This is a genomic window from Nesterenkonia sp. F (assembly GCF_000220985.1).
Classification (GTDB): Bacteria; Actinomycetota; Actinomycetes; order Actinomycetales; family Micrococcaceae; genus Nesterenkonia.
Genome location: NZ_AFRW01000019.1, coordinates 1 through 21,944, shown reverse-complemented (window position 1 = coordinate 21,944; position 21,944 = coordinate 1). Strand labels below are relative to the sequence as shown.

The following is a 21,944-nucleotide window of genomic DNA, read 5'->3' as shown; positions in this document are numbered from 1 at the left end:
GGCGATCAGCGCCGTCGGCTTCACCGGCTCGCGCGCGGCCGGCACCTCGCTGATGGCCGCCGCGGCCTCCCGCGAAGTCCCGATCCCGGTGTACGCGGAGATGAGCTCCATCAACCCGGTGTTCGTCCTGGACGGCGCGATCGCCGACGAGGACTCCCGCCGCACCCTGGCCGAGGGCTACCTGGCCTCGGTGAAGGGCTCGGCCGGGCAGCTGTGCACGGTGCCCGGGCTGGCCTTCGTCCCCGAGGGCGAAGCCGGAGACGCCTTCGTCGCCGCCGTCGGCGAGGCCGCCTCCTCCGCCGCCGGGCAGACCATGCTGACCTCCTCCATCGCCGAGTCCTGGCAGTCCGGGGTGACGCAGCTGGGCGAGCAGGCCGGCGTCGAACAGGTCGGTCGCGGCGTCGACGGCGGCACGCACAACGCCCCGGCCCCGGTGGTCTTCACCGCCGGCTCCGAGCAGTTCCTGACCAACCCCGCGCTGCACGAGGAGATCTTCGGCGCGGCCTCGCTGGTGGTGCGCTACCGCGACGCCGAGGACCTGGTCGCCGTCGCGCAGAAGCTGGAGGGCCAGCTCACCGCGACCCTGCAGATGGCCGAGAGCGACCACGACGTCGCCCGGTCGCTGCTGCCGGTGCTCGAGCAGAAGGCCGGCCGACTGCTGGCCAACGGCTGGCCCACCGGCGTCGAGGTCGGCGAGGCGATGGTCCACGGCGGACCGTTCCCGGCGACGTCGGACGGCCGGACCACCAGCGTGGGCACCCTGGCCATCGAGCGTTTCCTGCGTCCGGTCGCGTACCAGAACATCCCCGAGGACCTGCTGCCCGAGCCGGTGCAGGAGGCCAACCCGTGGGGCCTGACCCGCCGCGTGGACGGGACGATCATCCCCGCCGACTGACCGGGTCACGCACAACCCTCCCCCGACGATGAGTCCGTGGAAGGTGTGGGAACGACGGCGTATTCCCACACCTTCCGCGGACTCATCGGTGTCCGGGGCGGCTCCGCGGCACTCCCTCAGTACTTCTTCAGCAGGTCCTCCATGCGGGAGATCTCGCCGGCCTGACTGGAGGCGATGTGGGTGACCATCTGCTGAGCGTCGAGGTCGATGCCCTCGGCCTGGGCGGCGTCGCACATGTCCAGGGCACCCTCATGGTGGTCGATCATGCCTTCGAGGAAGAGCCGGTCGAACTCCTTGCCTTCGGCCGCGCGCAGCGTCTCCATCTCCCCATCGGTGAGCATGCCCGGCATCAGTTCGTCGCCGGCCCCCTCGGGCACCGGCAGGTCCCGCTCGGCGAGCCAATCCCCCATCGCGTCGATCTCCGCCTCCTGGGCCAGGTGCATCCGCTCCGCGAAGCGGGTCAGCTGCTTCGAGTGCGCCCGCTCGTCCACCAGCGCGGTCATCTCCACCGCCTGGGCGTGGTGCGGGATCATCATCGTCATGAAGGCCGCGTCCGCCTGGTTCCACGTGTCCCCGGAGTCCTGATCATCCTGCCAGTCGTCGGATCCGGAGGAATCGTTGCCTTCGCCCGGGGCACCCGGAATGACGACCACGGGGCCGTCGTCGGCGGCGGTCGACGCCGCAGCCGCCGGAGGCGACGTCAGGGCTGTGATCGCCATGATTCCACACGCGGCGAGGACGGGGCCACGACGCCGTGAATCATGTTTCTTCGCCGTGAAACCTTTCTGACCTGGCGTGCCATCTGTCTGCTGGATCATACCTGCGTCCTCTCATGTCAGTACTCACTCGAATCATCACCCGTCGCGAAACACTGGACGGACGGGGCATGAATCGGAATACTACTCACATCCGACCAAGGAGGTGAAGACGCCCGTGCGTCTTGCAGACATCACTCGAACGCGAGCGCGCTCCCTCGCCGGAGCCGCCGCATCCCTGGCCCTGGCAGGGAGCGTCATGGCCATGGGAGCACCCGCCGCGGCGACCACGACCGCCGGCCCCGACGTCGCCCCCGGCGAGGTGGAGTCCCACAACATGGAGCACGTCACCAACGTGCCGCAGAGCGGCGCGCTGACCGGCACCGGATCGGACCTGGCCTTCCAGGGCGAGTACGCCTACGCCGGCAACTATGACGGCTTCACCGTCTACGATCTCTCCGACCCCGCGCAGCCGGACCCGATCACCCAGGTCTACTGCCCGGGCGCGCAGAACGACGTCTCGGTGCACGGCGACATCCTGATCACCTCCACCGACTCCCGGATGGAGGACGACAGCTGCGGCGCCGACTACACCTCGAACACCGCGGACTACTGGGAGGGTCTGCGGATCTTCGACATCAGCGACCCGGCGAACCCGCAGTACGTGCAGTCGGTGGAGACCAAGTGCGGCTCGCACACCAACTCCCTGGCGCCGACGAAGAACGACAAGGACCTCTACGTCTACGTCTCCTCGTACTCGCCGAGCGACCAGCTGGCGAACTGCCAGCCGCCGCATGACCAGATCTCGGTGGTCAAGATCCCCACCGACGACCCGGCCTCGGCCGCCGTCGTCAGCGAGCCGACCCTCTTCCCGGACGGCGGCTACGAGGGCGGCGAGGGCGCGGCCAGTGCGACGTCGGGCTGCCACGACATCACCACGTTCGTGAAGCACGACCTCGCCGCCGGCGCCTGCATGGGCGACGGCATCCTGATGGACATCTCCGACCGGGAGAATCCCGAGGTCATCGACACCGTGCGCGACACGGAGAACTTCGCGTTCTGGCACTCGGCGACGTTCAGCAACGACGCCAGCACCGTCGTCTTCACCGACGAGCTCGGCGGCGGCGGCTGGGCCACCTGCACCGAGGAGTTCGGCCCGGAGCTGGGCGCGAACGCCATCTACGAGATCGAGGACGGCGAGATGGAGTTCGCCTCCTACTACAAGATCCCGCGGACCAACACCGAGGAGGAGAACTGCGTGGCCCACAACGGCTCGCTGATCCCGGTGAAGGGCCGCGATCTGATGGTCCAGTCCTGGTACCAGGGCGGCACCTCGGTGTTCGACTTCACCGACCGGGAGAACCCGGAGGAGGTCGCCTGGTTCGACCGCGGCGAGGGGCTGAGCGACGGCGGCACGTGGTCCTCGTACTACTACAACGGCTACGTGTACTCGAACGACCTCGACCTGGGGCTCGACGTCTTCCGCCTCGACGACTCGATCGACGGCAAGGCGAAGACGAACCTCAAGGAGCTCAACCCACAGGGCCAGCAGAAGTTCTGATCCGCGGCTGAGCCCTCCTCCCCCACGATGAGTCCGTGGGAACTGTGGGAATGCGCCATCTTTCCCACAGTTTCCGCGGACTCATCCGTGCCCGAGGGGCCTCAGCGTTCGGCGACGACGGCGACCTCACCGGCGGCGACCCGCAGGCTCCGGCGGACCCGACGGCCGGAGATCAGCTCCTCACCGCGCACCGGCACGCGAACCTCGACGTCGGAGTGGTTGAGCAGGAACAGGAAGCTCGCCCGGTCCTCGCCGTGTCGCCGCACCGCCTCCAGCTCGGCCGGGACGCCCTCGACCGCCGGCCGGACCCCGGCGTCGTCGAGCAGCCGCGCGACCAGCGTCGCGAGCCCCTCGGCGTCGGGCCGGGTGCCGACGTACCAGGCCGCGCCGTCGCCGACGGCGCGCCGGGTGATCGCCGGCAGTCCAGCCAGCGGCCCCTCGGCCCAGCGACGCACCGCCTCGGCGCCCTCCAGATGCGTCTTCTCCGCCCAGAAGCTCGCCGTCGTGCCGTCGTCGAGCGCGCGGACCTCCTCGCCCTGCATCGGGTGGAACTCCTCGGTGCGCACGCCCAGCAGCTCGCGGAACGCTCCGGGATGCCCGCCCAGACGCACGGCGTCCTCGGCGTCGACGATGCCGCTGAACCAGGTGATCAGCACCTGTGTGCCGGCCTCGGCGGCCGCGGCGATCCGCGCGGCGTGCTCATCGCGGACCAGGTGCAGCATCGGCACCACCGCCGCGCGGTAGGTGCTCAGATCCGTCGACGGGTGGACGACGTCGACGGCGACTCCGGCCCGCCACAGGGCGCGATACCAGCGCAGCACCTCGTCCATGTAGGAGACGTCGTTGCGCGGATGGGAGTCGAGCTCGGCGGCCCACCAGGCCTCGTAGTCGACCACCAGCGCCACGTCGGCGGCCACGCGCGCGCCGCGCACCGGCGCCAGTCGGCGCAGGACCTCACCGAGCCGGACTGTGGACCGCCAGACGTCGGTGTCGGTGCCGGCGTGCGGGACCATCGCCGAGTGGTGCTTCTCCGCCCCGCGGGCCGACTGCCGCCACTGGAAGAACATCACCGCGTCGGCGCCGCGGGCGACGTGGGCCAGTGAGTTGCGCAGCATCTCCTGCGGGGACTTCGCTCGGTTGTGCAGCTGCCAGTTCACCGCCGAGGTGGAGTGCTCCATGAGCATCCACGGCGTGCCGCCGGCGATGCCGCGCGTCAGATCCGCGCTGAAGGACAGCTCGACGTGCCGCTCCTCGTCGGCGGCGATCGTGTAGTGGTCGGTGGCGATCACGTCGAGGAAGTCCGCGCCCTGTTCGGCCCAGCGGAAGTAGTCCATCCACTTGGTGCTGGAGGTGGCCATCAGGTTCGTCGTCAGCGGGACCTGCGGAGTGATCTCGCGCAGGACCTCGGCCATCGCCCGGCAGTGGGCCAGCAGCTCGTCGGAGGAGAAGCGCGCGAAGTCCAGCTGCTGGGCGGGATTGACGAACATCGGCGCGGTCCGCGGCGGCAGGATCTCGGCGAAATCGCTGTAGCGCTGCGACCAGAAGGCCGTCCCCCAGGCGCGGTTGAGCTCCTCGACGTCGCCGTAGGCCTGCTCGAGCCAGCGCCGGAATCCTGCCGCGGCGTCGTCGGAGTAGTCGTGGGGCACATGGCAGCCGAGCTCGTTGTCGATGTGCCAGAGCTTCAGCGCCGGATGGTCGACATAGCGCGCCGCGATCGCGCGGGTCATCCGCAGTGCGTACTCGCGGTAGAGCGGGCTGGAGACCGAGTAGGCCTGACGGGCGCCGGGGTGCAGGACGGTGCCGTCGGCGGTCTCCGGCAGGATCTCAGGGTGCCGGTGGGTCAGCCAGGGTGGCGGGGAGGCCGTCGCGGTGGCCAGGGCGACGCCGACGCCGGCGGCGTGCAGCCGGTCCATCGTCTCGTCGAGCCAGCCCCAGTCGTACTCGCCCTCGCGCGGCTCGAGCATCGCCCAGGAGAAGATCCCGACGCTGACCAGGTTCACCCCGGCCTCGCCCATGAGCTCGACATCCTCGAGACGGACCTCCTGCGGCCACTGTTCGGGGTTGTAGTCCCCGCCGAAGGCCAGTCCGGGCGTTGCCGGCCAGGCCGGACGCGACGAGCCGAGCCCTGGCGCGGACCCCGCTTCGGACGCCGCCGCCGAGGAGCGTCGATCGGCGGCACGGCGGGAGGATGAGGAGCGACGCAAAGACGGAAAGCGCATTCTCCCGAGGCTATATGTGACCCGCATCATGCGCAACGGAACCGGGCCTCACCTCAGGCGTCGACGGTACTCCGCGGGCGGACATCCGCAGACGCGGGAGAAGTGTGCGTAGAAGCTGCTCTGCGAGGAGAACCCAGCCTCGTGAGCGACCTCTCCAGCACTGTGCGACGTCGTGATCAGCAACCGCTGAGCCTCCGCGACCCGACAGCGAACGAGGTAGTCACCCATCGTCATCGCCAGCGCCTCTTTGAAGACACTCATCGCATAGCCGGACGAGAGGTGCACAGACGCGGCGACGTCATCAACGGTCAACGGCTCCCGAAACCTACTGGCAATGCAGCGCGCCATCGCGACCGCGTGCGAGACCGCTGGCGCCGCTTCTCCAGCGGGAGGAACTGCCACCATCTCGCCGCCCACCAGGTCGCCGCCGTCGCTCCCGCGATGTCGCGCCGCTCCCAGACGCCGCCGGGCCATCACGCGACGCACGAAGGCCTGCGCCTCCAGCAGAGCGGCCTCACCATGCTCCCCCGTCAGCTCGCTGCGCCATGCCTCGAAGAGCGCGACGACATCACCCGGCAGGTCACGACGAGGAACGATCACCGGATCGCGGCTCAGCAACACTCGGACGTCAGACTCGGGCAACGACCAGCTCAGCACCGTGGACAGCGGCAGGTGGATCCAACAGACATCCCCGGGACAGGAGCCGATCAGCCGGTGCGGCACCGCTGCCCAGAAGACGGCGACCTCCCCAGCTTGAACCGTGACCGGTGTCCCGCCGAAGAGGTACTCCATCGCCCCCTCGAGGACGATGTTGATCTCCAGATCATCGTGCTGATGCGGCAGCGACATTCGGGGCGGCGCCCCGCGGCGCACCCAGAGAGCGGCCGGCATCTCCTCCACCTGCCCCATGCCCCACGTGTCGCACATCACACGTTCAAGCCTAACCCGAGCTGAGGATTCTGGAGAGATGGCGAAGACAGCCGGAAGTTCTACAGCATTCGGCGAACCTATCGTGTGAGTCATGACACATATCGCGCATCATCCCCGCATCACGATCATCGGCGCCGGAGGGTTCGTCTTCCCCATCCGGCTCATCGGCGATCTGCTCAGCTTCCCGGCACTGCACCGAGCGACCCTGACACTGATGGACATCGACGCATCCCGCCTGAGTCGGGTCGCCGACGGGGCCCGGGAGCTCGTCGCCCATCACGACTTGTCGACCGTGATCGAAGAGACGACTGATCGACGCGAGGCGCTGGACGGAGCCGACGTCGTCATCATCACCTTCCAGGTCGGCGGCGTCGCTTCGTATCGCCACGACGTCGAGATCCCGCGCCGCTACGGGATCGACCAGACGGTGGGGGACACCCTGGGCCCCGGCGGCGTTTTCCGCTACCTGCGCTCCGTCGCGGCCTACGACGCCATCGCCGAGGATGCCCGGGAACTCTGCCCCGACGCGCAGTTCATCAACTACGCCAACCCGATGGCTATGGCCACCGCGCATCTCCGCGCCCGAGGCCTGGAGACGGTCGGACTCTGCCACAGCGTGCAGGGGACGACACGCATGCTGGCCCGCACTCTGGAGATCCCCTATGACGAGATCTCCTACCGCTGCGCCGGAATCAACCATCAGGCCTGGATCCTGGACTTCCGCCGCGGGGACGAGGACCTCTACCCGCAGCTCCGCGAGATCATGGGCCGCCGGCACCGCCGCGGCCGCGCCGCCGAGGACCTCACCTCCGACGACGGCGACCACAGCGAAGCCGCCGACTCCGCGAGCACCTACGAGGGCGGCAACGAACAGGTCCGCACTGCGCTGATGCAGTCCTTCGGCTGCTTCCAGACGGAGTCCAGTCACCATGCCTCCGAGTACCTCCCCTACTTCCGCAGAAGCCCGGAGCTGGTCGCCGAGTACATCCCGGAACGCTGGGACTACTACGAGATCTGCGCGGCCCATGACGAGTCCGGCGACATCCGCGAACACGTCGACCGCCTTAAAGCAGACCTGAGCCCGTCGGTCGAGTACGGATCTCGGATCGTCAATGCGATGGTCACCGATGTTCCCGCCGTCGTGTACGGCAACGTGCCCAACGCCGGCGGCATCATCTCCAACCTCCCGGAGGAGAGCTGCGTCGAGGTGCCCTGCTTGGTAGACGCTCAGGGTGTGCAGCCGACTCACGTCGGAGACCTGCCTCCACAGCTCGCCGCGTTGAACCGCACCAACATCAACGTGCAGACCCTGGCCGTGGAGGCCGCCCTCACGGGAGACCGGGACCATGTCCATCACGCTGTCGCCCTGGACCCGCTGACCAGCTCGCTGCTCACTCTCGACGAGATCCACGCGATGACGGAGGAGCTCTTCGACGCCCATGCCGAGCTGCTGCCGGAGTCCCTGCGCGCGCCGCGCGCGTGACCCCGGCCATCCTCGAGGGAGAGGAACGACGATGAATGCTCCCCACCCCACACACGCCCCTCACGACCTCCGGAGACGCGGCTTCCTGGCCCTCGCCGGGATCTCGCTGGCCGGCGCCCTGGGCGCCTGCTCCGGCGCCGCCACAGCAACGACGCATCTCCGGCTGTCCTCCTGGAACATTCCCACCGACCTGGACACGTACCAGCAGATCGCCGACGAGTTCGTCGCCGACCACCCTGGAACCAGCGTGTCGGTGGAAGTGACCAGCGGCAGTTTCCACCAGTGGTTCATCACCCGCCTGGCGGCGGGACTGGCTCCGGATATCATCCGCATCACCCCGCAGCAGATCGGGCGATACGCCGCCAACGGGAGCCTGGTGGACCTCGGCGGAAGCTCGGCGACCAACTACAGGGACGACTATTCCGACGCCTTCTGGGCGATCGGAGCTCGCGAGGACGGCCTCTATGGCGTCTTCCAGCACACCGACAACTTCATCACCTACTACCGCCACGACGTGATGAATGAGATCGGCGTCCGCCCTCCGACACGACTCGACGAAGCCTGGACCTGGGACGAGTTCCTGGCCATCTCCGCCGAGGCGAAGAAGGTGACCGGCCAGTACGGATTCGGCTACGGCTGGAGCGGAGCGCAGACGGCCTACCGGTGGATGCCGCTGATCTACCAGAACGGCGGATCCTTCCTCGGCGATGACGGCGAGACTCCTTCGATGGACTCGGATGCCGCGGTGGAGACGCTCACCTTCGGACGCCGTTGGTACTCGGAAGGGCTCGTCTCCCCGGGAAACATGGCCAAGTCCGGCGGCGGGGACGTCTCCCGGACTCTTTTCCTCACCGGCCAGATCGGTCTGATGCTGAACAACCCGGAGCCGATCCCGCAGCTCGACGAGGACCTGCCCGACGGCTGGGGCACCGCTCCCATGATCCGGAACGAGCATGAGGCATCGGACCTGGGCGGCAACGCTCTGGCCGTGACGCGCTCCTCCGAGCATCCGGAGCTCGCCGCAGACCTGGTGGCCCGGCTGACCAGCCGGGAGAAGATGATCCAGTTCTGCCACGAGGGCAACTGGCTGCCGGCCCGATCCTCCATCACCGCCGAGGACATCGATTACTCCGAGCACACCGAGACCATGCAGCGCTTCATCGATCAGGGCACGACGATCCCACTGGAGATGGTCCGGGCACAGACGAGCCGCTACTTCAGCTCCCTGAACACCGTCTTCGGCGACTACCTCGACCTCTGTTTCCTCGGCGAGCTCTCGCCGCAGGAAGCCTCCGACGAGATGATGGGAGCGATGCGCGATGTCACGTCCCAGTGATGGTCGCCGACGTGCAGCCCTGGCCCCGTGGCTGTTCGTCTCTCCGGCGGTACTCCTCTTCCTGGGCTTCTCCCTGATCCCGATCATCATCGCGGTCACGCTCAGCTTCCAGGACACCGCCGCAGTCGGCGACGGAGATTGGGTCGGACTGGAGAACTTCACCACGATGGCAGACGACGGTCTGCTGCACACCGCGCTGCGGAACACCCTGGTGTTCACGGTCGGGACCGTGCCGACGGCGATGATCGCCGGACTGGGCCTGGCCGTCGCGTTGAACCGACCACTGCCGGGCAGGCCCGTCCTGCGAGCCGCCTTCTTCGTACCGATGGTCGCCGCCGGCGTCGTCGTCGGCGTGGTGATGGCGTGGATCTTCCACGGTGACTACGGCGTCGCCAACAACCTGCTCGAGGCCCTGGGCCTCGGCCGCGCGCCGTGGCTGACCTCGCCGACTCTGTCGATGCTGACGCTGATCGCAGTGGTGGTGTGGACCCGCATCGGGTTCTGCATGATCATCTACCTCGGCGCCCTCCAGTCCATCCCGCAGGACCTGCATGAAGCCGCCACTGTCGACGGTGCGTCGGCCTGGAGACGCTTCCGCTCCATCACGTGGCCTCTTCTCGGGCCCACCACGTCGATCCTCGTGATCCTCAACGTGGTCTTCTCCCTCCAGGCGTTCGACATCATCTACGTCATGACCGGCGGAGGGCCGGGCTTCTCGACCACCGTGCTCATCCAATACATCTTCCGTTCGGCATTCGCCGACGCCCGGATGGGGTACGCCGCAGCGCTGGGCCTCCTGCTGGTCGCCCTGCTGCTGGTGTTCACACTTCTCCGCCAGCGTGCGAGCCGACGAGCAGAGGAGCTGACATGACCAAGAGGACGACTCGACGGAGATGGTGGATCACAGCGGCCCTGGCCGGGCTCGCCGTGCTGATGATCTTCCCGTTGTACTGGATGGCCGTCTCCGCATTCACACCAGGGGGCCAGGCCCAGTCTCGCGACCTGCGCCTGTGGCCGACGGACCCCACCATGGAGAACTTCCGAGAAGTCTTCACCAGCCAGCCGGTATGGAGCTGGCTGGGAAACTCGTTGTTCATCTCCACCGTGGGCACCGCGATCAGCGTGATGGTCTCGCTCGGCGCCGGCTATGCGCTGGCCAAGTTCCAGTTCCGAGGACGCGGGCTGATCTACGCTGCGTTCCTGGTGACGATCATGATGCCCATCCAGGTCACACTGGTGCCGTCCTTCCTGATCGTCGCCCGGATCGGCCTGGTCGACACCCCCTGGGCTGTGATCCTGCCGACGCTGTTCGACGTAGTCGGGATCTTCATCGCTCGCCAGTTCATGCTCGGCGTGCCCGACCCGCTGCTGGAGGCCGCACGGCTGGACGGTGCCTCCGAGCGGCAGACGTTCACGAAGGTCGTCCTGCCGACCTGCGGCCCTCTCATCGGAGTGCTGGTCATCCTGGGCTTCATGACCCGATGGAATGACTTCCTCTGGCCGTTGGTCGTGCTCCAGGGGAATGAGAACCTCACCGTGCCGGTAGGCCTGTCGACGCTGACGAACAATCCCGCCTTCACCTCACCTTGGGGTGCGGTGATGGCGGTGGCCTGCGTCGCCGTGCTTCCTCTGCTCGCGGTCTTCCTGGTGTTCCAGCGACAATTCGTCCAAGGCATCGCGAACACCGGGATCAAGTGAACCAGCGATGAGCGCGTGGAAGATCCGGGAAAGCGAGCTCATGCCCACATGTTCCGCCGAGTCATCGCCCACGGCACGACGACGGGCGCCGCGCATGCGCTGCGCGACGCCCGCCGTGCCTGCCTCGTCCGGTCCGGAACTCGACGTCGGCGACTGCTCGCCGTCGTGCGAAAGGAACCCAGGACGCCCGGACCGGGCGAGGAGATCGGGGTGATCAGGGGCTGATCACTGCTGCAGAGCCTGCTCCATCTCTTGGACCATGCCCTCGGCCGCCTGCTCCGGGGACTGCCGCTCGAAGTAGACCTCCAGCTCATAGCGCTGCAGGATGGACTGCATCTCGCTGAATCCGGGGGCGGGGATCGGCTCAGGCTCACCAAGCTCGGGCTCGATCTCCTCGATGAACTCGGCCGACCGCTCATCGGCGCCGTCCAGCTCCGGAAGGATCGCCTCCCGCACGTCGAGATTGCTGGGGAGGCCCCGATCGGTGAGGTTGATCTCTCCGGCCGTCTCGGAGTTGACCATGAAGTCGATGAACTCCTGGGCCTCCTCCGGGTGGTCGGTGCCGGCCGAGGCCGACATCATCATGGTGGACTTGTACCACATGCCGTTGTCCTCGGCGCTGCCGGTCTCCGAGGGCATCCGCAGCGGGACCATGTCCACGCCGGAGGCCTCGGAAACCGCACCGAGCTGGTTCGTCCACCACATGCCCATGGCGACCTCGCCCTGGCCGGTCATCGACTGCTCGGGCCCCGGAGTCTGATCCTCGGAGAGTGCGTCGGCGTCCGGATAGACCCCGGCCTTCAACATGTCCAGTCGCTCCTGGAAGTACTGCGCGGCGTCGGCCACCTCGAATCCGAGCTCGCCAGACTCGTCGGAGAGGTGCTTGTCCTGCTGACGGAGCCAGATCTGCAGGTCGGCGGGCTGTCCCGGGCCGGTGGCACCGTAGACGCCGTCGACCTCCTCAGTGATGGTCGAGGCGATCTCCTGGTAGTCCTCCCAGGTCCAGGTGGAGTCATCTGGCATCTCCACACCGGCCTGTTCGAAGATCTCCGGGTTGGCCATGGTCACCATGGCGTTGATGCCGGTGGTCACCGCCATCAGACCGTCCTCCGTGGTGCCGTTGGCCACCGAGGACTCGTCCATCGCCGAGGTGTCCACTTGGTCGAGCTCCAGCAGCGCCCCGCGCGAAGCATACTCGTTCAGGAACTGTGCGTCCATCTGGATGACGTCGGGCGCATCGTCGGCCGCGGTCTGAGTCGCCAGCTGATCCCAGTAGCCCGCCCAGCTGCCGAAATCACCCTCGACCGTGATGTTCGGGTGCTCCTCGTTGAAGGCGGTGATGATCTCCTGGGTGGCCTCGTGGCGGGAGTCCGACCCCCACCAGGAGAAGCGCAGGGTGACGTCGCCGTCCTCGCCGTCTCCGCCCGAGCCGCAGGAGGTCAGGGCGAAGGTGCCGACGAGGACCGAGGCGGCGAGCGCCGCGGGACGGCCGCGCAGGAAACGGGATCGGGTGTTCTGGGGCATGAGATTCTCCGTCTGCTGGTCCGGCGGAACCCCGGGCCGGGGTTCGCAGTGGTCGTGGCGGTGAAGCGGACATGGTCCGCCTCACCTCGAATTGAATCGATTTTCCTCTACGCTAGTGTGACTGCCCTCACCTGTCAACATGCCTCGGAAAGCGCCGTCCAATGCGGAACGTCCGACGGCGGGCTCGCCCCTGCGGAAGACCGGCAGCGGCCCACGGCGAGGTCGACCAACGACGCCGACGATCCCCGAGTTCTCGCCACGTCACCGTGAAAGAGCACGGTGATTCTGCGAGATCTCGGGGACCAAAGCGCCCGACCCCACCCCGCCCCAGCACCTCGACGCGACTGCGCGACTGCGCGAAGGAGCAGGGAGCCCGGGACGCCCCGAGAGGGCCGCTCAGCGCACGCGCAGCCCGCCGGGGATCTCCTCCAGCTCGATGAACATCGCCCGCTCCTCCGGGGTGCGGTTCGGGGAGTGCAGCGTCAGCAGCAGGCGCCCGTCGAGCGCCCGGAAGATCATCCCGTGGCCGCCGTCGGCGGTGTAGAGCGGCTCCGGCTCATGCCGCCAGGGCCCCTCGATGCTCCCCGTGGTCGAGACCGCCACTCCCTGGGCGTACCGACCGCCGCGGAAGCTGGCCCAGAGCATCAGCAGCGTGCCGTCGGCGGTGCGATGCAGGAACGGACCGTCGGTGACGAAGCCCGGCTCGTGAACCGAGGGGCGGATCTCCTCGGCCCAGGGAGCCTGCGAGGCGGTGAACAGCTCGACCGGCTCGCCGACCGCCGAGGTCAGGTCCTCGGAGAGTCGGACCGCACAGACCGCGCCGTCGCGGACCTGGACCCATTCATGGCAGAAGACCATCCATGGCCTCCCCAGCGCGTCCACGTGGAGGGTGCCGTCCAGGCACTCCCAGTCGGTCGGGGTGACGGGCCCGTCGCTGTGCGGGGCGTAGGGGCCGGTCGGTTCGTCGGCGACCAGGATCTGGGTGCCGCGGCGGACAGCCGGGTCGTCATGGCCGAAGGTGGCGAAGAGGTGCCAGCGACCACGGTGCTCGTGGATCTCCGGCGCCCAGTACTGGGTCCTCGACCAGAAGCCCGACGGCGGGCGGAACGCCGGGTGCGGGCCGTCCCAGTCCTGCAGACCTGTCGACGAGTAGACGTCGAAACCGGCGGCCGGCCCGCTCCAGATGTTCGCATCCGTGGACCCGATGAGCAGGTGCCGCCTGCGCGCCGGATCCGGCAGCACGAAGGGGTCGCGGATCTGGATCTCGTCGAGGCGCGGCATGCAGCATGCTCCTTCCGGGTCGAAGTCTGTCGGGGCCGACGACGTCGGGCAGCGAGGTCACGAGCGAAGGACCTCAAGGCCGAGGTTCGGGACGACACCGTCTGGCGAACGACTCAGTCGAGCGCCTCCTGCATCTCCTGATGCACGCTCTCGGCCGCCTCCTGCGGGGTCAGGCGCTCGAAGTAGAGCTCGTCCTCGAACCGCATCATGATGTCCTGCAGCGTGGAGAAGCCCAGCGCCGGCACCGGCTCGGGCCCGGCCAGCTCGTCCTCGATGTCCTCGATGAACTCGGCCGACTTGAGGTCCTGACCGTCGATGGCCTCCAGGACAGCCTCGCGCACCTCCATGTTCGCCGGAAGACCGCGATCCGTCAGCCCGAGCAGACCGGCGTCGACGTCGTTGACCATGAAGTCGACGAACTGCTGCGCCTCCTCCGGGTGCTCGGTCTCAGAGGAGACCGAGAGGAACATCGAGGACTTGTACCAGAGGCCGTTGTCCTCGGCGCTGCCGGTCCGACTCGGGAAGCGCAGCAGCTCCATCTCGACCCCCGACGACTCCGAGATGCCGGCCAGGGAGCTCGACCACATCGGCGCCAGGGCGACCCGCCCGGTGTGGATGAGCTGCTGCTCGGGACTGGCCCCGCGATTCTCGGCCATGAGCGCGGCCGAGGGCATGGCTCCCGAGTCCATGCGCTCGAGCCAGTACTCGTAGTACTCGGCGAGGTCCTGGACCTCATATCCGAGCTCGCCCTCGTCCGTGGTGAGATGCTTGCCCTGCTGGCGCAGCCACACCTGGAACCCGCCGGGCTCGTTCGTCTCGTTGGTGCCGTACTCATCGTCGAGTCCGGCGCTGAGCTCGTCCGTGATCTCGGCGAAGTCCTCCCAGGTCCAGGTGGTGTCGTCGGGCATCTCGACGCCGGCCTCCTCGAAGAGCTCCGGATTGGCGCCGAGCGTGAGAGAGTTGATGCCGGTGGTGATGCCGAAGAGCCCGTCCTCGGTGCGCCCGTTGTCCAGAACCTCCTGATCGAAGGCGGAGGTGTCGACCTCGGCGAGGTCGAGCAGGGCGCCACGATCCGCATACTCACGCAGGTACTTGTCGTCCATCTGGATGATGTCCGGAGCGTCCCCGCCGGCCGTCTGGGTGGCGAGCTGATCCCAGTGGCCGCCGAAATCGGCATAGGACCCCACCACGGAGATGTGCGGATTCTCCTCTTCGAAAGCTTCGATGATCTCCTCGGTCTGCTGCACCCGGAGCCCGCTCCCCCACCAGGCGAAGCGCAGCTCCACCTCGTCGCCCCCGCCGGAGGCCTCCGACCCTGAGGAGCATGACGTCATGGCCAGTGCGCCGACGACGGCGAGCGCGGCGGCGCAGCGGGAGGGCCGGGACCGTCTGGCCGGAACGTGTCGATGAGCGGGCATGAGGGATCCTCCTGTGGCGTGAAACGTTTCATCACCATAGACGTGATCCACATCACCATTCAATGCTCACGCCCATGCCGCTGAGGCATCGGGCCATGCGGCCTCAGCCGCTCAGCGGTGATCCATCGGCACCGGCGCGGGTCGCTCGACCGTGGTGTCCATCCCGACGGCGCGGCGAGACTCCGCCGACGCCAGCAGCCCCTCCATCACCTCGAGCACATGCAGACCCAGCTCACCCTGGGCGCGCCCGCGGAGCGGGTCGCCGTCGAAGGCTCCGGCCCAGTGCAGGTCGGCGAGGCCGTAGCCGCGGGCCGCATGCCGATAGCCGGCCGAGACGGGGACCTCGTGCCATCCGCCGCCGTCGCGGGAGAGCGCGACGCGTCCGGAGAAGCGGTTCGGGTCCGGCACCGACAGCGCCCCCTCGGTGCCCTGCACCTCGATCGGCGCCGCACGGGTGGCCGCACCGTCGAAGCTCATCACCACAGTGGAGATCACCCCGTCAGCATGCACCAGCGCGCCGGTGACGTGGCTCGGCGTGGCCACCGGGATCCTCTCCCCCGCCCGCGGCCCGGAGCCGATGACGCGCTCGTCGCGCAGCGCCGAGGCCGCGCCGACGACTTCGCGCACCGGCCCCAGCAGGGTGACCAGTGCAGTGAGGTAGTAGGGCCCCATGTCCATCAGCGGGCCGCCGCCGGGCTGGTAGTAGAAGTCCGGATGCGGGTGCCAGGACTCATGTCCGGGCAGGATCAGCGTCGCCGTCGCGCTCGTCGGGGTGCCGATCACCCCGGCGTCGAGCGCGGCCCGGGCGGTCTGCACTCCGGTGCCCAGCACTGTGTCCGGGGCGCCGCCGACCACTGCACCGGACCCGCGCCCCTGGGCGAGGACCTCGCGTCCCGCCGCGACGTCGGCAGCGAAGGGCTTCTCCGTGTAGACGCCCTTGCCCGCCGCGATCGCCGCCGAGGAGACCTCGGCATGGGACTGCGGAACGGTCAGGTTGAGCACGACGTCGACGTCGCCCCGGCCCATCAGTCCGTCCACCTCCTCCGCAGCGGCCCCGTGCTCGGCGGCGACGGCCTCGGCGCGGGCGGCGTCGAGGTCTGCGACGGCGGTCAGCTGCAGATCCTCGAGCCGGGCGACGGTCTGCAGGTACTGCCCGCTGATGGTGCCGGCGCCGACCATGCCGATCCGCAGCGGCCGGACGCGGCTCACCGGCTCGCCCACAGCATCCCCCGCTCGATGATCGTGCGCACGCTGGGGTGCTGCAGCACCTCGACCCGGTGGCCCGGCGTGGAGACGACGATCCGCCCGCGGCCCCAGCGGCGCGTCCACACCGCCGGCGCCACATGCGGACGCTCCCACTCGTCGAACTCCCGGCGCGGCAGCGTGGTGGTCGCCAGGACCTCGATCAGATCGTCGTGCAGGACCCAGTACTGCTCGGTGGTCAGCTCGAAGCTCTCCAGCCCCCGAGTGATCGGGTGGTCGGCGGCCTCGGGGAGGATGTCGATGCGGTGCCGCAGATAGAAGTCCGACTGCTCGCCGGTGCGCTCCTCCGGAGACACCGGCGGATGATGGGCGAACTGTCCGCCGACGAGCTGCAGATAGGCGTCGCTGGCGCGGAAGGAGTCGGCGATGCCGCCGTGCCAGCCGACCAGCCCCGTGCCGGCGGCGACTGCGGCGCGCAGCCCGGCGACCTGCTCGGGCTCGATGGTCGACATGGTCACGCACTGCACGATCAGGTCGACGTCGGCCATCACGCCCTCGTCGGCGTAGACGACCGGGGACTCGTGGACGAGACAGTCGTAGCCGTTCTCCCGGAGGAACGGCAGGAAGAACTCCGTCGCCTCGACGGGCTGGTGCCCCTCCCAGCCTCCGCGGACGATGAGCGCGGTGCGGGCGCCGCGGCTCATCCCTCTCCTCGCACGCCCGGGCCTCCGGACTCGACGCCGTCGACCGGGGTGAAACGGCTGGCGTCGGCGGCGCTGGCCTCCACGGCGTGGAGGACGCGCTGCACGCCCAGCGCCTCCCGGAAGTCGGGGCGGGCCGGCTCGCCGCCGCCCAGCGAGGCGACGACGTCGGCGACCTGGTGGACGAAGAGGTCGCCGTAGCCCAGCCCGTGGCCCGCCGGCCACCAGTTCCCGGCGTAGGGGTGGTCGGCGTCGGTGACATGGATGGTGCGGAAGCCCTGCTCGGCCGCCGGGTCGTCGCCGTCGAAGAACTCCAGCTCGTTCATCCGCTCGAAGTCGAAGGCCAGCGAGCCCCGGCTGCCGTTGATCTCCAGCCGGTTCGCGTTCCGCCGGCCCAGCGCATAGCGGGTGGCCTCGAAGACGCCGACCGCGCCGCCGGCGAAGCGCGCGGTGAACGCCGCGGCGTCGTCGACGGTCACCGGACCCCGCTCGCCGGAGGCGTCGCCGGCGCCGCCCAGCCCCTGCGAGTCGCCGGAGACCGGACGCGTGGGGACGAAGGTGTGCAGCAGCGCCGAGACGCCGGCGATCGCGTCGCCGAGGACCCACTGGGCGGCGTCGATCGAGTGGGCGCCGATGTCGCCGAGCGTGCCGCTGCCGGCGGTCTCCCGGTCCAGCCGCCAGTTCAGCGGGGCGTCGGCGTCGGAGAGCCAGTCCTGCAGGTACTGCGCCCGCACGTGGCGGATCTCGCCGAGCCGCCCGTCCTCCACCAGCCGCCGGGCCATGGTCAGCGCCGGGGTGCGGCGGTAGCTGAAGCCGCAGAAGGTGCGCACGCCCCGGGCGGCGGCCTCCTCCGCGGCCGCTGCCATGGACTCGGCCTCGGCGACCGAGTTGGCCAGCGGCTTCTCGCAGAGCACGTGCTTGCCGGCCGCGAGCGCGGCCTCGGCGATGGGCGCGTGGGTGTTCCCCGGCGTGCAGATGTCGACGACGTCGACGTCCTCGCGGGCGACGGCGGCGCGCCAGTCGGTCTCGATCTCCGCGATGCCCAGACGGTCGGCGGCCGCCCGGGTGCGGGCCTCGTCCCGGCCGACCAGCACGGTCACCTCGGGATGCCGCGGCAGGTCGAAGAAGCGCGGGGCGGTGCGCCAGGCGTGGAGGTGCGCGGCACCCATGAAGGCGTGGCCGACGACGGCGATGCGTACAGGTCTCGACACAGGAATGCTCCTCACTGCGGAGAGGGGACGAGCGTGATCCAGATCATCATAACGATCCATCCGTCCCGCGCCGGCTCCCACGCCGGGCCCCTCCGCACAGTTCGATGCTCGGCTCCGCGCTCGGCTCGGCGAGGCGATCGTCGCGCCGCTCGCCCCGGCTCGGCCCTCACCGCACACGGCGCGCCCCGGCCGACGGCGAGGCCGCGAAGACCTCCGGCTCGCCGAAGCCGGCGGCGGCGTAGCGCTCACGGACCGCGGACCGGACCCGGTCGAGCATCCCGGCCGGTGCCAGCGCCACCACGCAGCCGCCGAAGCCGCCGCCGGTGATCCGCGCGCCGTGCGCTCCGGCGTCGAGCAGCGCCTCGACGGCGACGTCGGTCTCCGGGACGGTGACCTCGTAGTCGTCGCGCAGCGAGCGGTGCGAGGCGGTCATCCGCTCGCCCGCGGAGGCGACGTCGCCGGCGGCCAGCAGATCCACGGCCTCGAGCACCCGACGATTCTCGGTGATCACGTGCCGGGCGCGGCGGCGCAGCAGCTCGTCGTCGAGGCCGGCCAGCGACTCCTCCACCGGCTCGTCCCGATCGGAGAGCTCGCGCAGCGAGGCGACGCCGAGCTGCGCGGCGGCCCGTTCGCACTGACTGCGCCGGGCGGCGTATTCGCCGTCGACCAGCCGGTGCGGGGCGCGGGTGTCGACCACCAGGACCTCGACCTCGGCAGGGTCGCCGACGGCGACCGGCCGCGGAGTCAGCGAGCGGGTGTCGAAGAGCACTGCGCGCGCCGGCTCACCGAGCATCGAGATCATCTGGTCCATCAGCCCGCACGGCATGCCGACGAAGTCGTTCTCCGCGCGCTGGGCCAGCCGCGCCAGCGTCAGCGGCTCCGCCGAGACGCTGTGCAGCTCGGCGACGGCCAGGCCGACGGAGCATTCCAGCGCCGCCGAGGAGGAGAGCCCGGCGCCGTGCGGCACCGTCGAGTCGATGAGCAGGTCGACGCCGCCGAGCACGGGAGCCGCGCCGCCGGCGTCGGAACCGCCGTCAGCGCCGTCGCCGGAACCCTCCAGAGTCAGCCCGACGTCTGCGGCGGTGCGCAGCGACCAGATCATCCCGGCGACGTAGCCGGCCCACCCCTCGACGGCGCCGGGGCGCAGCGCCTCGACGGCGAACTCGACGGTCTCGTCGGCGAAGAGCGAGTGCACCCGCACCTGGCCGTCCTCACGCCGTCGGGCCGCGACATACGTCGACTGCGGCAGGGCGAAGGGCATGACGAAGCCGTCGTTGTAGTCGGTGTGCTCGCCGATCAGGTTCACCCGGCCCGGCGCTGCCCAGACGCCCTCGGGCTCCGCCGCGAAGATCCGGCGGAACAGGGTCCTCGACGGCGCCGCGCGCTCGGCGTCGTCGCGGGAAGAATCGTCGGTCCGGCTCACTGCTTCCCCCTCTCCTCGGCGCTCTCGGAGTCCTCGCCCGCGGCACGCAGCCGCTCGGCCATCTGCTCGGGCGGGATGTCGTTGATGAACACGCCCATCCCCGACTCCGAGCCGGCGAGGTACTTCAGCTTCTCCTCGGCCCGGCGGATGGAGAAGATCTGCAGGTGCAGGCGGAAGTCGTCGGCGGCCGCCGAGCTCGGCGCCTGGTGCCAGCCGGAGATATAGGGCAGCGGGCGGCCGAAGAGTCGGTCGCCGCGGCGCAGCACGTCCAGGTAGAGCGCGGCGATGTCGTCGCGTTCGGCGTCGGTCAGCTCGTCGAGGGTGCGCACCGCGCGGTGCGGGAAGATCTGCACCTCGACGGGCCAGCGCGCCCAGGCCGGCACGAAGGCGGTGAAGTGCTCGCCGGCGGCGACGATCCGCGCGCCGTCGGCCTGCTCGGCGGCGAGCACGTCGGCGAAGAGGTCGCCGCCGGTCTCCGCGCGGTGGGCGCGCGCCTGCTCCAGCATCCGGCGGGTGCGCGGAGTGGTGAACGGGTAGCCGTAGATCTGCCCGTGCGGGTGGTGGAGCGTCACCCCGATCTCCTCGCCGCGGTTCTCGAAGCAGAAGACCTGGTCGATCTGCTCGCGGGCGAGCAGATCGGCGGTGCGGTCGGCCCAGGCGTCGACGACGGTCCGCACCCGGGAGACCGGCAGCTGGGACATCGAGGTGGTGTGCTCCGGGGTGAAGCAGACGACCTCGCAGCGTCCGGAGCCGGGCGCCCGCACATCGGTCAGGGCCGCAGCGGCGTCGTGCCGGTGATCCTCGAGCAGCTCCTCGCCGGCGAAGGACGGGAAGCGGTTCTCGAAGACCACGACGTCGTAGTCGGCCTGCGGGATCTCGGTGGCGCGCTCGTCGGTGGTCGGGCAGAGCGGGCAGTCCGCAGTGGACGGCTTATGCGTGCGGTGCTGCCGGGCCGCGGCGACGGCGACCCACTCGCCGAGCAGCGGGTCTCGGCGCAGCTCGGTGCCGCCGGCGGCGCGGGAGATGTCACGGGTGTCGTCGACGACGCGGTCACGGGCGACGTCGTCGTAGAAGAAGATCTCGCGCCCGTCGGCGAGCTCTGCCTGGGTCCGGTGCACCGGGTCACTCCTGACTGATCTGATGAGAATGTGGGGTCTGCTGCGCGGCCCGCCGGGCCGACGAGGTCACCCTGCACCTGTCGCGGCGATCATGACCTCGTCGACGTGCTCACGCAGCGCCGCCGCCTCGTCATCGCCGAGGCCGTCGTCGACGATGAGCCGATCGATGCGCTCGAGCTCGGCGAAGGTCGCGATGCCGACCACTCCCCATTTCCCGCTGTCGGCGACGACGGCGGCCTGATGGGCACACTCCAGCAGCGCCTGGTTGGTCTCGGCCTCCATCACGTTGGGCGTGGTGAAGCCGGCCTCGACGGACATCCCGTGAGTGCCGAGGAAGACGATGTCGGCGTGCAGCCGACGCAGCGCGTCCACCGCCAGCGGTCCGACCAGCGCATCCGACGGCGTCCGCTCGCCGCCGGTGAGCAGCACGGTGCGATCGGAGCGCGGCGCGGCGTGCAGCACCTCGGAGACGCGCGTGGAATTGGTGATCACGGTCAGGTCGGCGACGTCGCGGAGACGACGGGCGAGCTCGCAGGTGGTGGTGCCGGCGGAGAGGGCCACCGCCATGCCGGGACGGACGAGGCCCGCCGCCCGGTCGGCGACGACCTGCTTCTCCGCCTCCATGCGCGAGACCTTGGCCTCGAACCCGGGCTCCTCGGTGCGCCGGCTCGGCACCGGGACGGCGCCGCCGTGGACCTTCGTGACGCGCCCGGCGCCGGCGAGCGTGTCCAGGTCGCGCCGGATGGTCATGTCCGAGACGCCGTAATGGTCGACCAGGTCGGTGACGCTCACCGCGCCGTCGCGCTCGACGAGCTGCGCGATCTGCTCCTGTCGTTGGGCCGCGAGCATGCCGTCCTCACTGAGACTGGGAGATGGGTCACACCCATTCAAACACACAGTTCCTCATGAACCAACACAAATCGACACTACGGTCGGCGACGCCGCACCCAGCCGGCCGCGGCGGGCAGCGCCTCGGCCAGCGGCTCGATCTGCGGATGCCAGGCGCGCTCCCATTCGAAGGACACCCATCCCGACCAGTCCTGCAGCGTCTCGGCCAGCTCCTCCATCGGCATCTCGCCGCGGCCGGGTGCGACCGGCACCCAGCGGCCCTCGCGCGCCACGGCATCCTTGATCTGGAAGCCGACGCACTGCGGGCCGAGCACCGCGCGCGTGGTCGCCGGCGCCTCG

The 21,944-nt window shown here is 69.7% G+C and carries 18 protein-coding genes and 1 pseudogene; 6 read left to right on the top strand and 13 right to left on the bottom strand.

Features of this window, described 5'->3' with window-relative positions; all coding sequences use genetic code 11:
* The coding region (locus tag GU5_RS0102200) for an aldehyde dehydrogenase family protein (protein ID WP_010523947.1) at window positions 1–895 on the top strand (895 nt) is incomplete at its 5' end.
* A 116-nt stretch (window positions 896–1,011) separates the two neighbouring features.
* Here GU5_RS0102200 and GU5_RS13565 read toward each other — a convergent pair.
* On the bottom strand, window positions 1,012–1,614 hold the full coding sequence (locus tag GU5_RS13565) for a DUF305 domain-containing protein (protein ID WP_010523946.1): 603 nt from the start codon (window positions 1,612–1,614) through the stop codon (window positions 1,012–1,014).
* Window positions 1,615–1,915: 301 nt separating this feature from the next.
* On the opposite strand from GU5_RS13565, the gene GU5_RS0102190 reads away from it, so the two are divergent.
* On the top strand, window positions 1,916–3,211 hold the full coding sequence (locus tag GU5_RS0102190) for an LVIVD repeat-containing protein (RefSeq protein WP_237704650.1): 1,296 nt from the start codon (window positions 1,916–1,918) through the stop codon (window positions 3,209–3,211).
* 101 nt (window positions 3,212–3,312) lie between these two features.
* On the opposite strand, the gene GU5_RS0102185 is transcribed toward GU5_RS0102190, so the two are convergent.
* On the bottom strand, window positions 3,313–5,430 hold the full coding sequence (locus GU5_RS0102185; protein WP_083830273.1) for a beta-galactosidase: 2,118 nt from the start codon (window positions 5,428–5,430) through the stop codon (window positions 3,313–3,315).
* A 48-nt stretch (window positions 5,431–5,478) separates the two neighbouring features.
* Window positions 5,479–6,339 carry a helix-turn-helix domain-containing protein gene (locus tag GU5_RS0102180; RefSeq protein WP_237704649.1) on the bottom strand — a complete coding sequence of 287 codons (861 nt, stop codon included), beginning with the start codon at window positions 6,337–6,339 and terminating at the stop codon, window positions 5,479–5,481.
* 112 nt (window positions 6,340–6,451) lie between these two features.
* On the opposite strand from GU5_RS0102180, the gene melA reads away from it, so the two are divergent.
* The 4 genes from melA to GU5_RS0102160 are packed head-to-tail and all read left to right on the top strand — an operon-like array spanning window position 6,452 to window position 10,877.
* Complete coding sequence (melA, locus tag GU5_RS0102175; RefSeq protein WP_010523942.1) at window positions 6,452–7,843, top strand: alpha-galactosidase; 1,392 nt, start codon at window positions 6,452–6,454, stop codon at window positions 7,841–7,843.
* Window positions 7,844–7,874: 31 nt separating this feature from the next.
* The gene (locus tag GU5_RS0102170) at window positions 7,875–9,179 is read left to right on the top strand and encodes an ABC transporter substrate-binding protein (protein ID WP_010523941.1); all 1,305 of its coding nucleotides are present in this window, start codon (window positions 7,875–7,877) and stop codon (window positions 9,177–9,179) included.
* Window positions 9,163–10,050, top strand: coding sequence for a carbohydrate ABC transporter permease (locus GU5_RS0102165; RefSeq protein WP_010523940.1), 888 nt, complete (start codon window positions 9,163–9,165; stop codon window positions 10,048–10,050). Before GU5_RS0102170 ends, GU5_RS0102165 begins: the two co-directional genes overlap by 17 nt.
* Window positions 10,047–10,877 carry a carbohydrate ABC transporter permease gene (locus tag GU5_RS0102160; protein ID WP_010523939.1) on the top strand — a complete coding sequence of 277 codons (831 nt, stop codon included), beginning with the start codon at window positions 10,047–10,049 and terminating at the stop codon, window positions 10,875–10,877. Before GU5_RS0102165 ends, GU5_RS0102160 begins: the two co-directional genes overlap by 4 nt.
* A gap of 225 nt (window positions 10,878–11,102) precedes the next feature.
* On the opposite strand, the gene GU5_RS0102155 is transcribed toward GU5_RS0102160, so the two are convergent.
* The 10 genes and pseudogenes from GU5_RS0102155 to GU5_RS17175 all read right to left on the bottom strand — a co-directional run.
* A complete protein-coding gene (locus GU5_RS0102155; RefSeq protein ID WP_010523938.1) occupies window positions 11,103–12,401 on the bottom strand; it encodes an ABC transporter substrate-binding protein in 1,299 nt (432 codons plus the stop codon).
* Window positions 12,402–12,797: 396 nt separating this feature from the next.
* Window positions 12,798–13,682, bottom strand: a complete 885-nt coding sequence (locus GU5_RS0102150) for a glycoside hydrolase family 43 protein (RefSeq protein WP_010523937.1) — start codon at window positions 13,680–13,682, stop codon at window positions 12,798–12,800.
* A gap of 113 nt (window positions 13,683–13,795) precedes the next feature.
* Window positions 13,796–15,100 carry an ABC transporter substrate-binding protein gene (locus tag GU5_RS0102145; RefSeq protein ID WP_010523936.1) on the bottom strand — a complete coding sequence of 435 codons (1,305 nt, stop codon included), beginning with the start codon at window positions 15,098–15,100 and terminating at the stop codon, window positions 13,796–13,798.
* A 111-nt stretch (window positions 15,101–15,211) separates the two neighbouring features.
* Window positions 15,212–16,321, bottom strand: coding sequence for a Gfo/Idh/MocA family protein (locus tag GU5_RS0102140; RefSeq protein WP_010523935.1), 1,110 nt, complete (start codon window positions 16,319–16,321; stop codon window positions 15,212–15,214).
* Window positions 16,306–17,007 (bottom strand): ThuA domain-containing protein, encoded by a 702-nt coding sequence (locus tag GU5_RS0102135; RefSeq protein WP_010523934.1) that lies wholly within the window; start codon window positions 17,005–17,007, stop codon window positions 16,306–16,308. Before GU5_RS0102135 ends, GU5_RS0102140 begins: the two co-directional genes overlap by 16 nt.
* Window positions 17,004–18,221: a Gfo/Idh/MocA family protein gene (locus GU5_RS13560; protein WP_033227744.1), complete on the bottom strand. Its 1,218-nt coding sequence runs from the start codon at window positions 18,219–18,221 to the stop codon at window positions 17,004–17,006. Before GU5_RS13560 ends, GU5_RS0102135 begins: the two co-directional genes overlap by 4 nt.
* 160 nt (window positions 18,222–18,381) lie before the next feature.
* Window positions 18,382–19,638 (bottom strand): galactokinase, encoded by a 1,257-nt coding sequence (gene galK / locus GU5_RS0102125; RefSeq protein WP_010523932.1) that lies wholly within the window; start codon window positions 19,636–19,638, stop codon window positions 18,382–18,384.
* Window positions 19,635–20,756, bottom strand: coding sequence for a galactose-1-phosphate uridylyltransferase (galT, locus tag GU5_RS0102120; RefSeq protein WP_010523931.1), 1,122 nt, complete (start codon window positions 20,754–20,756; stop codon window positions 19,635–19,637). Before galT ends, galK begins: the two co-directional genes overlap by 4 nt.
* Before the next feature lie 66 nt (window positions 20,757–20,822).
* Window positions 20,823–21,605 (bottom strand): DeoR/GlpR family DNA-binding transcription regulator, encoded by a 783-nt coding sequence (locus tag GU5_RS0102115; protein WP_010523930.1) that lies wholly within the window; start codon window positions 21,603–21,605, stop codon window positions 20,823–20,825.
* A 77-nt stretch (window positions 21,606–21,682) separates the two neighbouring features.
* Window positions 21,683–21,944: pseudogene (locus GU5_RS17175) on the bottom strand (hypothetical protein); the annotation flags it as partial.

Excerpts from the sequence above, each read along its gene's own strand:
- GU5_RS13565 (WP_010523946.1), bottom strand. The coding sequence starts at position 1,614 with ATGGCGATCACAGCCCTGACGTCGCCTCCGGCGGCTGCGGCGTCGACC.
- GU5_RS0102190 (WP_237704650.1), top strand. The coding sequence starts at position 1,916 with ATGGGAGCACCCGCCGCGGCGACCACGACCGCCGGCCCCGACGTCGCC.
- GU5_RS0102185 (WP_083830273.1), bottom strand. The coding sequence starts at position 5,430 with ATGCGCTTTCCGTCTTTGCGTCGCTCCTCATCCTCCCGCCGTGCCGCC.
- GU5_RS0102180 (WP_237704649.1), bottom strand. The coding sequence starts at position 6,339 with ATGGGGCAGGTGGAGGAGATGCCGGCCGCTCTCTGGGTGCGCCGCGGG.
- melA (WP_010523942.1), top strand. The coding sequence starts at position 6,452 with ATGACACATATCGCGCATCATCCCCGCATCACGATCATCGGCGCCGGA.
- GU5_RS0102170 (WP_010523941.1), top strand. The coding sequence starts at position 7,875 with ATGAATGCTCCCCACCCCACACACGCCCCTCACGACCTCCGGAGACGC.
- GU5_RS0102165 (WP_010523940.1), top strand. The coding sequence starts at position 9,163 with ATGTCACGTCCCAGTGATGGTCGCCGACGTGCAGCCCTGGCCCCGTGG.
- GU5_RS0102160 (WP_010523939.1), top strand. The coding sequence starts at position 10,047 with ATGACCAAGAGGACGACTCGACGGAGATGGTGGATCACAGCGGCCCTG.
- GU5_RS0102155 (WP_010523938.1), bottom strand. The coding sequence starts at position 12,401 with ATGCCCCAGAACACCCGATCCCGTTTCCTGCGCGGCCGTCCCGCGGCG.
- GU5_RS0102150 (WP_010523937.1), bottom strand. The coding sequence starts at position 13,682 with ATGCCGCGCCTCGACGAGATCCAGATCCGCGACCCCTTCGTGCTGCCG.
- GU5_RS0102145 (WP_010523936.1), bottom strand. The coding sequence starts at position 15,100 with ATGCCCGCTCATCGACACGTTCCGGCCAGACGGTCCCGGCCCTCCCGC.
- GU5_RS0102135 (WP_010523934.1), bottom strand. The coding sequence starts at position 17,007 with ATGAGCCGCGGCGCCCGCACCGCGCTCATCGTCCGCGGAGGCTGGGAG.
- GU5_RS0102115 (WP_010523930.1), bottom strand. The coding sequence starts at position 21,605 with ATGCTCGCGGCCCAACGACAGGAGCAGATCGCGCAGCTCGTCGAGCGC.